Origin of the sequence: Nitrosomonas marina (genome assembly GCF_900110145.1) — a bacterium.
Lineage (GTDB): Bacteria > Pseudomonadota > Gammaproteobacteria > Burkholderiales > Nitrosomonadaceae > Nitrosomonas > Nitrosomonas marina.
This window is the reverse complement of record NZ_FOCP01000021.1, coordinates 44,437-60,130: the sequence shown is the minus strand read 5'-3', so window position 1 is coordinate 60,130 and position 15,694 is coordinate 44,437. Positions and strand designations below refer to the sequence as shown.

The window sequence follows — 15,694 nt, the reverse complement described above, 5'->3', positions numbered from 1 at the left end:
ATAGCCGTATTGATGAGTTGTTGCCGTTAACGCCGGAATTTATCGAAGCATTAAAACAAGAAAAATTATAGATGGTCGCGCCGGACGCTTACGAAACATTTTCGTTTTGCGGCGGATTCAAACTGAGCGAAAATAAAAACTGTTTGCAGCGCGTGGCTTTGCTGATTGCATAGGTTTCATTCAGCGCGGCCATGAGATTGCGCGAGGCAAAGCCGCGCACCTCATGGACTTCCACATGCTCGTTTTCTTCTTTGAGCAGGTGAAGGGCCAAATTCTTGGCCCCGCCGCGCTGATTGCCGACAAGGATCATTCTTCATCTTCCACCGGCATCACGCCAAGCGCTGCGATGAGCAATGCCCGCATGGCTTGGATTTCCCGGCAGGCTTGTTCTATTTCTTGCTCAATTTCCGGGGTTATATCGAGCGTGCCCATATTGGCGGCTTTGGCGAGTTGGTTAATATTGGAAGCCAGCCGCGACTGGCCCAATTCGCTCAGCACCATAGCCAGCATGGCCGTATCCGGTTTGGGTTTTTTGACCTTGCGGCGTTTTTCTGTCTTTTCGCCAAGCAAGCGATCACGAATATATGATCCGAGCGGTTGATTACCCGCCATCTCATCAAGCCGTTTGCGTTCCTCAACTGTGAGACGCAAAGAAAACGGCGGCGTGTAGCGCCGTTTGGGTTTGTTGCGAGGAAGGGCAGCACTGACTGAAAATGCATCACCCACGGATAAAGTATTGATAGAGCCGTTCATGGTGTCGGCCCCTGTATCTGGTTTTGGAAATACGGAACATGATCTTCAAGATACGTGTTCCATTGCGCCAGCGTATCGAAAAGTTCGCCGCATGTTTCTGCACTAAAAGCAGTACTTAGCGCTGTTTCAGATTCCTTGTGATTACGGCTATTCTCTGGTAAATTCTCTTTTTTCTGGTTCGAGATAATTCCCGAACCGGCCACCATTTCCATTTTTTGCCAAAAATCATTGCCTAACAATTTGCGTGGCAATGAAAATCAGAAGTTCGATACCCTTCATTCCACACATGGGATCAGGCGATCAGTGAAGGTGAGTTTTCAACACTTAACATTTATCCTCAAACCGCCTGCAGATCCGTATTGCATGTGGTTGCATCAGATTTTGCAGTGTAATACGATACATTTTGTCATAATGCGCTTCGCACTCAAATGAGCACTTGGTGGTGCTACTGACTTTGCTATTTTTTTACTTTGAATTGCTTCTCCAACGCTACATGATGGCTCATTCGAATCAAGGTCTTGAAGGTTTCAAACGACAATTCCTGATTGATATGTTGTGTGCCGCCGTCCTTTCTGAGCGCGTCAAAACAATCGATAAACCCCTGTGTGGCCGAGAACAGGCCGGACAGTGCATAGGCCACGAGTTTGTAGCCCATGGCTTGCAGTTCATCAAGTGGTATATTGGGGGTTTTACCGCCCTCGATGATATTGGCGAATAATGGAACACCCTGGAAATGCCGGGCGATGGCGGCTAACTCATCCTCGGATTGCGGCGCTTCGATAAACAGTACATCCGCCCCCGCGTCCAGGTAACGTTCGCCGCGTTTGATCGCGCCGTCGAGTCCTTCTATCGCGCGGGCGTATGCAGCAGCTTGTATTTTCGCTACCTGTTCGTCAGTAGATATAAGCTGTTTTCCTTCGAAATGGCCACATTTCTTGGGCCATACCTGGTCTTCCAGTATGATGCCGGCGACATCGGTAAGCACGATTTCTTCGACAGTGCGAATGACGTTTAGCGGATTGCCATAACCGGTGTCCATATCGGCGATCAATGGAATCGACACGCTGTGTGCTATGCGTCTTGCCGAATCGATCATTTCGCTGGCAGTCAGATAACCCAGGTCCGGTTTTCCCAGCAACGACGCGGCGATACCGAATCCACTGGTGAAGATATAGTCGAACCCCGCCTGCTCGGCGGTCATGGCGCCAATACAGTCGTAGACGGCCGGTGCGGCGTAAATGCCAGGCTGTTTGATCATTGCGCGCAGTTTGTTTTTCATGCTGATAATGATTGCATCAGGCTTTGAATGCGTAAAACCCGTTTTTTAACGTCGGCGATCTGCACCTGGACTTTAAGCCGGTCCGGGCCGGCGAGGGAATATTCGCGGCCGCTCTGGATCAATTGAATAATTCTGGCAGGATCAACTGGCGGTTCGGGCGTGAACTGTATTTGTATGCTTTCGGCGCTGGCGTCAATGCGGATAATGCCGAGTGGTTTTGCGGCTATACGCAGTCGGTGACAGTCGAGTAGGGCTCTGGTTGAATCGGGTAGTAATCCAAAACGGTCGATCAATTCACTTTGAATATCGTCGAGCTGCTCGTTATCAGTGCAGTTGGCCATGCGTTTGTACAGGACGAGGCGTTCGTGAATATCGTGGCAGTAATTCTCGGGGAGCAGTGCGGGTACATGCAGGTTGATTTCGGTTGCAACGCCGAGCGGATATTGCATGTCGGGTTCCTGGCCTTTTTTAAGCGACTGAATGGCGGTGTCGAGCATGGCACTGTAAAGGCTGAACCCGATTTCCTGCATTTCCCCGCTTTGGGACTCGCTCAGTACGGCGCCGGCCCCGCGGATCTCCAGATCGTGCATGGCCAGATAAAAACCCGAACCCAGTTCTTCCATGGCCTGAATCGCCTCGAGACGTTTCTTGGCCTGTGCGTTGAGCGTCTGCATGTCGGCCGTAAGCAGATAGGCGTATGCCTGATGATGGGATCGTCCGACCCGGCCACGCAACTGGTGCAGCTGTGCCAGGCCGAATTTGTTGGCGTTATTGATGATAATGGTATTGGCGCTGGGTACGTCAATGCCTGTTTCGATAATAGTGGTACACAGCAGTATGTTGAAACGCTGCTGGTAAAAATCGCGCATCACGTGTTCCAGCTCGCGTTCGCGCATCTGGCCATGTGCAATCTGAATGCGTGCTTCGGGCAGCAGGTCGGCCAGCTTGTCATACATATGCCGAATCGTGTTGACTTCATTATGCAGGAAATATATCTGGCCGCCGCGCTTGAGTTCGCGCAGGCACGCTTCGCGAATAAGCGCCATGGAAAAATTGCTGACAAATGTTTTGATGGCCAGCCGTCGTTGCGGTGCAGTTGCAATAATGGAAAAATCGCGCAGGCCTTCCAGCGACATGGCCAGTGTACGCGGAATCGGTGTGGCGGTCAGTGTCAGCACATCGACCTCAGCACGCAGTTTCTTGAGCTGCTCTTTCTGGCGGACGCCAAAGCGGTGTTCTTCATCGATAATCACCAGACCCAGATTTTTGAATTTGACGCTTTTCTGTATCAGTTTGTGCGTGCCGATGACGATATCGAGTTGGCCCTGTGCCAGTTCCTGCAAGGTTCTGGTTTGTTCTTTGCCGCTGCGAAAGCGCGATAGTTCGGCGATTTTTACCGGCCAGTGTTCAGTGATCAGTCCGAAGCGGTCAGAAAAGTTCTGAAAATGCTGCTCCGCCAGTAGTGTTGTCGGCACCAGAACGGCAACCTGTTTACCGTCGGCCACGGTGATAAATGCAGCACGCAGGGCGACTTCGGTTTTGCCAAAACCCACGTCGCCGCAAATGAGCCGGTCCATCGGTTTATCTGACTTCAAATCCTCGATGACCGCGTTGATGGCGGACGCCTGATCCGTTGTTTCTTCAAAACCGAAGCCTTCCGCAAAAGCTTCATAATCATGCTGGTTAAAATCAAATGCATGTCCCTGTCGTGCTGCGCGCTGAGCGTACAGATTGAGTAGTTCGGCAGCGGTATCACGCACCTGCTGCATGGCCTTGCGCTTGGCCTTGTCCCACTGGCTGCTGCCCAGTTTGTGCAGCGGCGCTGCTTCAGGGGAAGCGCCACTGTAACGTCCGATCAGATACAGTTGGGAAACGGGCACGTATAACTTGTCACCGCCTTCATACTCCAGCGTGAGAAACTCACTGAGTTCGCCTTCCTCACCATCACCGAGATCCATACTGACCAGCCCCAGATACCGGCCGATACCATGCTGTTCGTGCACGACAGGATCGCCTGGTTTGATTTCGGACAGATCGCGCAGAATATTGTCTGTCGAAGTGGTTTTGCGTGATTCTCTCTCGCGGCGTCCGGGTACATGCGATGCGGCGTATAGTTCGCTCTCTGTTATGAAAGCGAGCTTGTTCTGGCTGTCAATAAAACCGTTGAAAAGCGGCGCAATACCGAGCATAAAAGACTGTGTGCCTACCAGAAACTGTGCATAATTCTCACAGGTATGCGGATGGAGACCATGCTGGTTGAAATATTCTGCAATCAGTTCGCGTCGTCCTTTACTTTCTGCGACGACCAGGATACGTCCGCCGGTGGCTGTGAATGTGTCCACAAATGCTGCCAGTTGTTCGAGCGGGTTGTCCGCATAGCGGTTGACAGCTATTGTCGGCAGTGGAACGGTTGCAACCGATTCTGCTTTTTTTTCCTGTGCGTCGGGAAGTATTTCGATGCGGGCATGGGGTTTCAATCTGCCAAAAAATGTGTCGGCCGATAAAAACAATTCATCAGGTGGCAGTAACGGCCGGTCGATATCTGCCCGGAGCAACTGATAACGGGACTGGGTATCACGCCAGAATTCATCAAGTACCGGCCGTATATCCTGATGCAGGCAGATGACTGTTTCTTCAGACAGATAATCAAACAGTGTCGCTGTTTGATCGAAAAATAACGGCAGGTAGTATTCGATCCCGGCCGGCGCAATGCCTTTACTGACGTCCTTGTAAATCTGTCTTTTGGTCGGGTCGCCTTCAAATTTTTCCCGGAATTTACCGCGAAAACATGTACGGCCATTATCATCCAAAGGAAATTCACGTGCGGGCAGCAGGCGTATTTCATTGACTGGATAGATACTGCGCTGCGTGTCTACGTCAAAAGTGCGGATGCTGTCGATTTCATTATCCAGCAGATCGATACGATAAGGTATTGCGCTGCCCATCGGGAACAGGTCGATTAGTCCGCCCCGCACGCTGTACTCTCCCGGGGAGAATACCTGTGATACATGGGAGTAGCCGGCTTCAGTCAGTTGATTGCGCAAGGCAGTGATATCCAGCAATTCGTTCTTCTTGAGGAAAAAGGTGTGAGCGGCCAGGTATTCACGCGGCAAAATGCGGTATAGCGCCGTCGTTAACGGCACGATCAGGACATCACAGGATTTGTTCATGATCTGATAAAGCGCTGCGAGCCGCTCTGAAACAAGATCATGGTGCGGTGAAAATGTATCGTAGGGCAGTGTTTCCCAGTCGGGCAGTAAATGAATGCGTAACTCGGGATCAAAGAATGGTATTTCTTCCAGCAGACGCTGTGCTTCGCGGGCGGTTGCCGTGATGACGGCAAATGGCTTTTTCTGCTGCGCAAGTTGCGCCAGAATCATTGAATCGCTGGATCCAGCGTAACTGCTATAACGCAGGATCTGTCCAGGAGATGGTTGTATAAACGGGTAAGGCATACAATGAAATAATTATTCAGGGTGCATCGCTGCATCATAATCTAACGCGATGACACGATGATGTGGTAATGCTATGGCGCAATATTATATGTCATTTTGCGGTGCGGTTAGGATTCAGAATCGTAAGTATGTAATCAAATGTATCTTATTGGATTTTTCTGAGTAGTAGTATGCCCGGGATATAATCTCGGGAGGAGATTCCCGGCTTTGGGTTACTTTTTTACTCAATTATTACGTATTTTGCCGTAAATACATATTAGTGTGAGCATTACGTCGCAGTGTCAAGGAAGTTAAAAGATAATACTTAACAGATCGAATAATCAGAATGTTAATTGCAGTTACCACATTCAATGGTAATTGGTTCGCCCGGTGACCACAAGGTGCGTTGACTCAGTATAAATCGTCAAATAGAACTCATTAAATTCAGTAATAGATGAAATCGAAGGCCCTGATGAATACCTCAAATGGAAACGAAGTGATAAAAATCAAGGATAAGCTGGTTGATTTGATTAAGAACGATCCTGATTTGCCAACGCTTGGCACCTCAATATCCAAAGTCGTTCAATTGACCTCTTCCGAAGGACAGTCGCTGGAGCAGTTAAGCAACTTTATTTTGTCCGATCCGTCGTTGACGCTGAAAATCCTTCGTTTGTCCAATTCGATTACCTATCGTTCGACGTCGACGGCGGTTACCAGTATTACGACCGCGATACAGCTGCTGGGGTTGAATACGATTAAAACCTGCGCATTGGCAATGATTATGGTCGACCACATGCCGCGCAGGCATGCCAGAGCCGTGCGCAAGGAACTGAAGCTAGCGTTGTCGGCCAGCCTGATTGGCCGTAATTTGGCTAAACGCAGCGCATATCCAAACGCAGACGAAGTGGCGATTGCTGCGCTGTTTAAAAACATTGGGCGGCTTATCGTGGCCGCTTATGATGACCGTTTGTATGATGAAACAATGTCGCTTGCCAGAGAGAAAGGGTATTCCGAGTCACAGGCCTCGCTGCAAAAACTCGGCTGTACTTTTCACTGGTTGACAGAGTTTGCACTGCGCGAATGGCATATTCCGGATTCGATTATACAGGCGATGAAGCTGCTGCCGGGTAAAGTGCTCCAAAAACCGAAAAACCGCAAAGAATGGATGCAACAGGTAACCGAATTCAGTGACTATGCAGCACAGATGGCTGGGTCAGACAACGAACCGAATATGATTCCGTCAACCGAGGATTTGTTAAACCGTTTTGGCAAAGCGCTGCAACTGGATGCTTCCCGGTTGAGGGTGTTAGTCGATGAATCCGCAGAACAGATCCAGGATATTTGCAGCCAGATTTCAAGTACGCTGGCTGATAATCCGGAAACACAGACATGCTGCCATGAAGAAAGGACAGAATCGGACGATGAAGTTACAGGGTGTCATTTTTTTGAAGCCGGAACGGACAGCCGGCAGCAGCAACAGTCAGATGACTGTCATAGAAGCGGTAAGCCATTAAATTCGGAAGACAGGTTGTTGTCGGGCGTACTGGAAGTCGCAGAAATACTCGCGTCCAGTAGATTCAATATTGATTCATTAATGATGCTGGTGTTGGAAAAATACTATCACAGTCTGGGATTTAAATTTGTCACTATCTGTTTGAAAGATTGCAATACCAATTCGTACCGTGCACGATATTCGCTTGGGTTTAACCATGAAAATATTCGGGATAATTTTATGTTTCCGGATAGTAAGGGTGGTGATTTGTTCAGTATGGCACTGAAACGGAACGTTGATTTATCCATCACCGATGCAACAGAACCTAAAATTCGTAGTGCGTTGCCGGATTGGCATACAAAATTTTTACCTGACACCAGAAGTTTTATTTTATTACCACTGGTTGTTCAGCAAGACAAGCCGGCCGGTTTGATTTATGGAGACCGTTCAGTGATTGCACATGAGGGGATCACAACTAATGAAATGCGATTGATAAAATCGCTGAAAGCACAGGTTCTGGTAGGGTTGAACGATCAACAGTGAGCAAATCAGGATGCATCCGGTTTGCTATGAAACGCCTGGCAGGCAAAACGGAAGTCGATGAGCGTTTTTTCGGCATGACCAAGTACTGATTTGGCAGGGTATTTTTTTACTTTTCTTTTGTCCGTTATTCCGGAAGGAACGCCAGTTAGTAATTCAAGCCCCTCAGTCACATGCTGCATGGTGTAAATATGAAAAAGGCCTTGTTCAACTGCTCTGATTACATCATGGTTGAGCATCAGATGTCTTTTGTTGCGGTACGGAATCAATACACCTTGTTCGCCGTTCAGGCCGGTTTTCTCACAGATACTAAAAAAGCCCTCAATTTTGTCATTGATACCACCCACAGGAAGCACCTCGCCATACTGGTTTAAAGCGCCGGTTATCGCAATACTTTGTTTGACCGGTAGCCGGGATAAGGATGAAAGCAACGCATAAAATTCTGCGCACGATGCTGAATCACCTTCAATACCTGTGTAATCCTGCTCAAAAACAATGGAAGCACTCAGTGCAAGCGGCGCAATATGTGCAAACAGGGCGGATACGTAGTTTTGCAATATTAATACACCTTTGTCATGAATCGGTCCTGACATGTCAACTTCGTGTGCGATGTTCAGCAATCCGTTATCGCCTGCAAAGGTGCGTGCAGTAACCCGAACCGGCACACCAAAACAATGGTCGCCCATTTCGATCAGGGTAATCGCGTTTAACTGACCTGTTTTTTCACCATTCAAAGAAATCAGTATGTCACCATCGGTGATCGATTCCTGCAGCCATTGATCTGGTGCGTTATGACGTATGGTGCGTGTTTGCAAAGCTGTTGATACATCAGCAATTTCCACCAGTTTTCCGTTGCGCGACTGACACTGTACCGAACTCTCCAGAACAAGCATTTCCATATGCGAAAAAATAGCGCTTTGACGTGCCTGATCGTCAACTTCTCGATGCGATTCTTCCAGTAGTCGGGTCACTGCGGCAGCTGAGAAATGAGGCAGTTTTCTGGTATGGCAAATATGTGCAATGAAAACGGATGAAGCAAGATATGTGTCCTGATTTGCATTAAAACTGTCGGTAAAATCGACTTTGACACGAAAGCGGCGAATGAACTCAGGGTCTTCATGTTGCAGACAATAGTAATCCTCGCGTGCACCAATTAAAATAATTTTAATATTGACATCCACAGCTTCCGGCTCAATCGTAGTGGGAATGCTCGCTGCGAATGCGGAAGCGGGTTCTTCTATTTGTAACCGGTTGCTGCGTAATAAACGTCGCAACCTGGTCCACACCGCCCCATCTGAAAGCAGATCGTTCAAATGCAGCATAATGAATCCACCATGCGCTTTGTGCAGATTGCCTGCACGGATACGCATGAAATCGGTCTTGATTCTGCCTTCCTCGACTTGATAGTCAATACTGCCAAAGAGTGCATGGATGTGCGGATTGTCTTCAACTATGACTGGCGCGCCCTTAAGCTCTGAATTGTCGACAACCAGATTGATCCGGTATCGGGATAATGTTTCGCCGAGCGTGTCGGCCCGTCTTCTTTCAGCATTGGAATCGGTTGATTCAAACGAATCCAAATTCTCCAGAATATCCTGGATGATCTGGTCAAAAAAAAGCTGCAGTCGCGCGTTTTTTTTAAGTTCAGCATGCAGGCTGCTTCGCAAGATGCTGAAACGTTGATTGAGAAGGGGTTGAATGCTGTCGCGTTTAAGGCCGTCAAGCGCATTCTTTTTATCATTTTCAACGCGTTTGATCGCTTCAAAATACCGGATAATCTCCGCGTGCAGTTCCTGTTCAGCCTGGTCTATTTTGGCTCGCCGTGTTTTGGGAAGTTTAAAAAGCGCATCTTCGGTTAAAATTTTTCCCTGATTGTCGCGCAACGTAAATACGATCTGCTCGGTTTCGCGACGTATGGAGAAGTGCCTGGCTTCTGCATAAGCATCCAGTTGCGCATAGAGTTCAGTTTCCTTTTTCTTGAATTTTTTTAACAGTTGCTCATACTTGATTTTAAAATCCTGTCCATTCAGACAATGGGTTATTTCATCAAAAAGCGTATCAGCCAATTTTTCCAGTGAGGTGTGCAACAGACGTCCTTGCCCTGCAGGTGTACGCAAAGCGATGGGTTTCTCAGGTGTTGTAAAGTTATAGAGGTAACATAAATCTGGAGGAGTGGGACTTTTCTCTGCCGCTTCAATCATCGCTTGATGCAATAGGGATGATCTGCCGCTGCCAACTTCGCCAAGTACAAACAGGTGATAATCAGGGAGATGCATGGCCAGCCCAAAATCTGCAGCGGTCTTTGCACGTTCCTGCCCTATCCATGACATTGGATACTGCAATAACGTGGAAGTATCTTTAAATCCAAGCGTAACTGGATCAATAATTTTACGAAGCTCGGCTGGTTTCAGTGGCGTTGTCGACATGTATCAAAAAACCGATTAAATTTTTTGTTGGTTGGTTTGCTTATAAGTTAATTGCCGGAGTACTTCAGCAGTCCTGGCTGAAGCAGCAGATTACTGGCATTTTATTCAAATCCAAGAAAACCGCCCGACTGATGATTCCATAGCTGCGCATACAACTGATTGTTGGCAATCAGCATCGCATGCGTACCCTGTTCGACGATGCGTCCCTTGTCAAGAACAATCAGCCGGTCCATTGCTGCGATGGTAGACAGACGGTGTGCAATGGCAATAACGGTTTTTCCCTGCATCAGCTGGTACAAACTTTGTTGAATACTTGCTTCCACTTCTGAATCCAGCGCCGAGGTGGCTTCGTCCAAGACAAGAATCGGTGCGTCTTTCAGCAATACGCGTGCTATCGCGATACGTTGCCGTTGTCCGCCAGATAATGTTACGCCACGTTCGCCCACATGCGCATCATATCCGCGTCGTCCCTTGATATCCTGCAAACTCATAATAAATTCATGCGCCTGTGCTTTCCTGGCTGCAGCAATCATCTGTGTTTCAGATGCGTCCGGTTTTCCGAAAAGTATATTGTCACGAACGGATCGATGTAACAAGGAGGTGTCCTGTGTCACCATGGCGATGTTGTGTCGCAGGCTTTCCTGAGTGACAGAATGAATATCCTGCCCGTCAATGGTTATGGTGCCTTGTTGAAGATCGTAAAAACGTAGTAGCAGGCTGACGAACGTGGATTTGCCTGAACCGGACCGGCCCACGACACCGACCTTCTCACCGTGATTGATTTTTATATTCAGGTTATGAAAGATTCTGGGTGTACTAATGGATTGGGATGGCATGCCGGTTTCTGTCAGGACAGACTCTGGATTCGGGTAGTAGGAGAAGCCGACATTGCTAAACTGAATTGTTCCCCGTGTAACGTGTAATGTGTCAGCATCGGGTTTATCCCTGACGATTTGCGGATTGGAAAGGGTGTTGATACCGTCCTGCACGGTACCGATGTTCTCGAACAAGTTGTTGACTTCCCACATGATCCAGTGCGACATTCCCGTCAAACGGATTGCCAGGCTCATTACGATAGCAATTGCGCCCGGTCCGATGGCGTGATTTATCCAGAGATACAGACCCAGAGCGCATGTCGCAAATACAAGCAGCATATTGATCGTCCAGACGCTTATGTTCAGCCAGGTAGCCAGTCGCATTTGTGGATGAACCGTGTCCATGAATTCCTGCATGCCTGCTCTGGCATATGCTGATTCACGTTCACTGTGGGAAAACAGCTTTAGCGTAAGAATATTTGTGTAACTGTCTACGATGCGTCCTGTCATTAAGGAACGCGCATCAGCCTGCAAGGTGGAGATACGTTTTAGCTGTGGTACAAAATGACACAAAATGCTGATGTAAGCAATCAACCATACCGCTAGCGGTATACATAAGCGCAGATCGGCGTCTGCTATCAGTATCAATGTTGTGATGATATAAACGGCTACAAAAAGCAGCACATCAAGCAGTTTCAGCACTGTTTCTCGAACCGCAAGTGCCGTTTGCATGACTTTGGTCGCAATGCGTCCGCTGAATTCATGCTGAAAAAAAGCGTAACTCTGGTTTAACAGATAACGGTGTGCAAGCCAGCGAACGCGCATCGGAAAATTTCCCATGAGCGTCTGTTGAATAATCATGGAATGCAACAAAACAATAATCGGTATAAAGACCAGAATAAAAATGGTTATGGCCAGTAATGTCGGCCATTCAGTATCAAAAAAATGTTGTGTGTTCTGTTGCGCCAGCCAGTCAACCATTTGCCCCAGAATGCCGTACAGCATGGCTTCGCTAATCGCGAGGCAAGTGGTCAGAATGGCCAGCAATACCAGGTATGGTTCGATGCCCCGGACATAATGACGGCAGAATTGATATACACCCTTTGGTGGTTCGGTTGGGAATTCTGGTGGAAAAGGGCTGATCAGCCGTTCAAAAAAACCGAACATGGTTTTCATAGAACCTAGCCGGTTAACCGCTCAAATATGCGAAAGCCTGCAACATACGTGCCAATGGCGGAGCCCATTGTCGATAAAATGAATATTAACAATATGCGAGTAACCTGATTGTTCCACCAGCCCTTCAGACTGGTGGTGTCGCTGCGCAGGCGATTGAAATCTTCCACTTTGGGCCTGCGCAGATAGGTTTCAGCGGCAGCTACTACCATACCTGCACCGATTGTAGGATTGAGAGATGTCAGCGGCGCGGCCAAAAACGCGGTAATAATAGTTAACGGGTGCGCAAATGCTATCGCTGCCCCTAGAGCGGATAAGCCGCCATTGATAAGTATCCAGTCCAGTATCATGGCAGTACCTATATCCGGACTGCGCATAAACCCAATAGCAAAACCGGTTAGAATGAGCAGGACAATCACCCAGGGCAGGTATTTCAGCCAGCCTGAGGACACCGGTTGCGTATCCAGTCTGCCAATAGTTTCTTCTGGATTGCTGATCTGCTGGTGCGAAATGATTCGTTGTATGCCACTCATATGACCTGCGCCGACAATTGCAAGAATATGTTGATAGTTATTTTCCCGACTTTCTTTAATAAGACGCGCGGCCATATATTCGTCACGTTCGCTGATCAGCGGCCTGAACAAATCTTTTTCATCTTCTGCAAACTGAGAGAAAGTGCTTTCCAGCACGTCTCCTTCCTTTAGTTTTTCAATTTCTTCAGCACTGACTTTTTCTTTACTGATGACACTGTGGATCAAGCCTCCTAGCAAACCCATGCGTTTCCACCAAGGCACATTATTATAGATGCGCTTTAAAGTGACGCCAATTTCGCGATCGATCAATATCACAGGAAGATGGGCGGCTTGTGCATCCTTGATCGCAACGCGCATTTCTGCACCGGGTTCGATTCCGAATTGTTCTGCCATGCGTTGCTGAAAAGCGCCTAACGCCAGACTGGCAGCCACCATGCTGGCCTGGCCGTTCTTGATTACCTGAAAAAGGTCCATTTTTGCCATGGCGTCCGGATTAACGATGGCTTTATGACGACTCGGACATAATTCGACAGCAACTGCATCATAGTTTCCCGTTGCGATCAGTTCCTGAACCTTATCGGCACTGGCTTTTGATACATGTGCGGTACCCAGCATCGTGATGCTGCGTTGGTCAATCAGAACCGTTTCTATCGGCTCGGTCACCGGGGCATTATTTTGTGGAATTGCGAGTTCGGGTGATTGGTTAGTGCTCATGGATAAAAAGCTTACTGGTTATGTGATGACAGAGAATGGTTCCTGTTAGGTACAACCACTGCTGTCAATCAGCTTGTTGTTGGAATTATCAGATTGCCATGATCGTAATAATAATGGCTCTGGCCTATTTTAACGAAAGCATGTGACAAAAATCACGGCACTTCAACAGAACAACGGGTAATTTCTGCACCTGTTTCTGCCTTTGTACGGATTCAAATCGTATTATAGTGTATTCCACGTGATGCCTAATCTTTTGAATCAATGGACAGGTAGAGTAATATTGACGGCGTGTTGATGATACCGATTAGTTGACGTCATTTGAGTTTAGTTAATGGTTTTATGACGAGGCCCTTTGATCCCTACTGAAAGGTAGGGATTTTTTTGCGGTAGATAAACCATTTGGTTGCAGTTAAATACGTTGTTGATAAAGTCAGTCAACAACAATCAGTGGCCTGATGGCCAGCCGCTGAGTGATTGTATTCGCGGCTTGTCGTGCCAGTACATGACTGGCATAGGGCCCCGCATGAACTTTGAACAAACCGTTTTGCTTGGTAATGCCGGTTACCTTGCGCAGCCAGGGAATACGGGTCTGGATATGGGACAGGTAGGTTTGCGCATTGTCTGCATTGCCGAATGCGCCGAGCTGAAGATAAGCGCCGGTCTCGCTTCCTGATTTTTCACTGGAACGGTTTGACTGGGTATCCGTTGAAGCAAGCTGTTTGATTTCTTTGGGCAGTATGGATTCAACAATCACTTCGCCACTCCCGTTTTCAATAATATCGAGTTTGTAGGCTGCTGTATATGAGAGATCTATCAAACGTTCGGATAAAAACGGGCCGCGATCGTTGACCCTTACAATCACTGTTTTTCCGTTCTCAACGTTGGTAACACGCGCATAACTTGGCAGTGGTAATGTCGGGTGCGCTGCAGTCATTGCATACATATCGTAAACTTCACCCGATGCAGTCTGATTGCCGTGATATCGCCGTCCATACCATGAAGCCGTGCCTTGAGCGTTATATTCCTCGAGCGTCGTCATCGGCTCGAATGTCTGTCCCATGACTTCGTAGGGTCGCATATTCGCTTCACGCAGTGGTTCCAGTTTGGGTATGGCATTCGGTATCAGATGCAGATCGTCGGGTGGATTGTCTCCCGGCCCGTCATCAAGGTAATAGCCGCCGCCTTCGCTCTGCTTGGCGGTGTGTTGCTGGACTGGGCTTGTGTCCGATATGTCGCCGTCGTTATTTGCATTATATTGGGACGTACTTGCGCAGCCAGAGATAGATAATAAAACTGCAGGTACGATTATTTTTACAAACAGCGTTGAAAAGGAGGGAAATCGTAAGCGTATTAATTGTGTAAAAATTTTCTGAAAGTGTATTTTGCTCATCATGTTTTTACGAGTTTAGGATGTGTTTGAATACTCATTAAAATACCGAAACCGAGTAACATGGTTACCAGGGATGTGCCGCCATAACTGATAAGGGGCAGTGGAACACCGACAACAGGTAAGATACCACTGACCATGCCCATATTGACAAATATATACGTGCAGAATGTCAGTGTGATTGAACCGGCAATCAGCCGTGTAAACTGTGTCGATGCATTTGCAGTGATTACCATGCAACGCCCTATGACTATTAAATACAGTAATAATAATAGAGAATTGCCAATTAGGCCAAATTCTTCTGAAAATACAGCAAAAATAAAATCAGTGCTTTGCTCCGGCAAAAAGTCCAGTTGAGTCTGGGTGCCGTTTTGCCAGCCTTTGCCGACGATACCTCCGGAGCCAATGGCAATTGACGACTGTATGGTATGATAACCGGCACCCAGGGCGTCCTGAGAGGGGTCAATCAATGTTAATACACGCTGGCGCTGATAATCGTGCATGAATGACCAGAGTACGGGTACGCTGCCTGCTGCAGCAACAATCAGGCCACCTATAATGCGCCATGACAACCCGGCCAGAAAAAGTACATAAAAGCCGCTGGCTGCGATCAATAGCGCTGTCCCCAGGTCAGGCTGGCGCAATATCAGCAGGACCGGCAGTAGCAGAATGATCGCGGCGCCCAGATACTCTCTCAGGCGTAATGTTATTTCGTGTTTATCAAAATACCATGCCATCATTAACGGTACAGCAATTTTCATGATTTCAGAGGGTTGGATCCGTGTTATACCAATATTTAGCCATCGGCGCGCGCCATTATTGATTTCGCCAAAGAGTGCGACCCCGATCAGCAGAACGAATCCGAGCACGTACAAGGGAAGTGCGAGCCGCATGATTTGCTGCAGTGGGATATTGGCGACCAGCCACATGATGCTCAGTGCGATAAACATGTGAACTGCCTGCTTGATGACTCTGTTGATGTCGCCGCCAGTAGCGCTGTAAAGCGTAATCAGACCAACGACCATCAGGAGTAATATTCCTGTCAACAGAAAACTGTCAATATAGCGCGTCAGATAATGCCAGAGCTTTCTGATGCCAACCAGCGGCATTTTTAGTTTTGAATCGGATAAACTGGACATAAGATAAGA

Annotated in this window: 11 protein-coding genes; 1 reads left to right on the top strand and 10 read right to left on the bottom strand. The window is 47.9% G+C overall.

Annotated features, from left to right (window positions below):
* Positions 1 to 88 precede the first annotated feature (88 nt).
* The 5 genes from BMX44_RS13065 to mfd all read right to left on the bottom strand — a co-directional run bounded on the left by BMX44_RS13065 (position 89) and on the right by mfd (position 5,487).
* A complete protein-coding gene (locus BMX44_RS13065; protein ID WP_177167761.1) occupies positions 89 to 310 on the bottom strand; it encodes a hypothetical protein in 222 nt (73 codons plus the stop codon).
* The gene (locus tag BMX44_RS13060; RefSeq protein ID WP_218143969.1) at positions 307 to 753 is read right to left on the bottom strand and encodes a hypothetical protein; all 447 of its coding nucleotides are present in this window, start codon (positions 751 to 753) and stop codon (positions 307 to 309) included. Before BMX44_RS13060 ends, BMX44_RS13065 begins: the two co-directional genes overlap by 4 nt.
* A complete protein-coding gene (locus tag BMX44_RS13055) occupies positions 750 to 1,004 on the bottom strand; it encodes a hypothetical protein (RefSeq protein WP_090633785.1) in 255 nt (84 codons plus the stop codon). Before BMX44_RS13055 ends, BMX44_RS13060 begins: the two co-directional genes overlap by 4 nt.
* Before the next feature lie 206 nt (positions 1,005 to 1,210).
* Positions 1,211 to 2,032, bottom strand: coding sequence for an isocitrate lyase/PEP mutase family protein (locus tag BMX44_RS13050; RefSeq protein WP_090633783.1), 822 nt, complete (start codon positions 2,030 to 2,032; stop codon positions 1,211 to 1,213).
* A complete protein-coding gene (gene mfd / locus BMX44_RS13045; protein WP_090633781.1) occupies positions 2,029 to 5,487 on the bottom strand; it encodes a transcription-repair coupling factor in 3,459 nt (1,152 codons plus the stop codon). The genes BMX44_RS13050 and mfd overlap by 4 nt, the downstream gene beginning before the upstream one ends.
* A gap of 433 nt (positions 5,488 to 5,920) precedes the next feature.
* Between mfd and BMX44_RS13040 the strand changes: the two genes are divergently transcribed.
* Entirely contained in the window at positions 5,921 to 7,501 is a 1,581-nt protein-coding gene (locus BMX44_RS13040) for an HDOD domain-containing protein (RefSeq protein WP_090633778.1), read from the top strand.
* Between the two features lie 5 nt (positions 7,502 to 7,506).
* On the opposite strand, the gene BMX44_RS13035 is transcribed toward BMX44_RS13040, so the two are convergent.
* From BMX44_RS13035 to rodA, 5 genes are all read right to left on the bottom strand, one after another.
* The gene (locus tag BMX44_RS13035) at positions 7,507 to 9,924 is read right to left on the bottom strand and encodes a Lon protease family protein (RefSeq protein WP_090633776.1); all 2,418 of its coding nucleotides are present in this window, start codon (positions 9,922 to 9,924) and stop codon (positions 7,507 to 7,509) included.
* 101 nt (positions 9,925 to 10,025) lie between these two features.
* Positions 10,026 to 11,906, bottom strand: coding sequence for an ABC transporter ATP-binding protein (locus tag BMX44_RS13030; protein ID WP_090633802.1), 1,881 nt, complete (start codon positions 11,904 to 11,906; stop codon positions 10,026 to 10,028).
* Between the two features lie 14 nt (positions 11,907 to 11,920).
* On the bottom strand, positions 11,921 to 13,159 hold the full coding sequence (locus BMX44_RS13025; RefSeq protein ID WP_090633773.1) for a TraB/GumN family protein: 1,239 nt from the start codon (positions 13,157 to 13,159) through the stop codon (positions 11,921 to 11,923).
* A 430-nt stretch (positions 13,160 to 13,589) separates the two neighbouring features.
* Positions 13,590 to 14,552: a septal ring lytic transglycosylase RlpA family protein gene (locus BMX44_RS17450; RefSeq protein ID WP_281246254.1), complete on the bottom strand. Its 963-nt coding sequence runs from the start codon at positions 14,550 to 14,552 to the stop codon at positions 13,590 to 13,592.
* The gene (gene rodA / locus BMX44_RS13015) at positions 14,549 to 15,685 is read right to left on the bottom strand and encodes a rod shape-determining protein RodA (RefSeq protein WP_425433717.1); all 1,137 of its coding nucleotides are present in this window, start codon (positions 15,683 to 15,685) and stop codon (positions 14,549 to 14,551) included. The genes BMX44_RS17450 and rodA overlap by 4 nt, the downstream gene beginning before the upstream one ends.
* Positions 15,686 to 15,694: the final 9 nt, after the last annotated feature.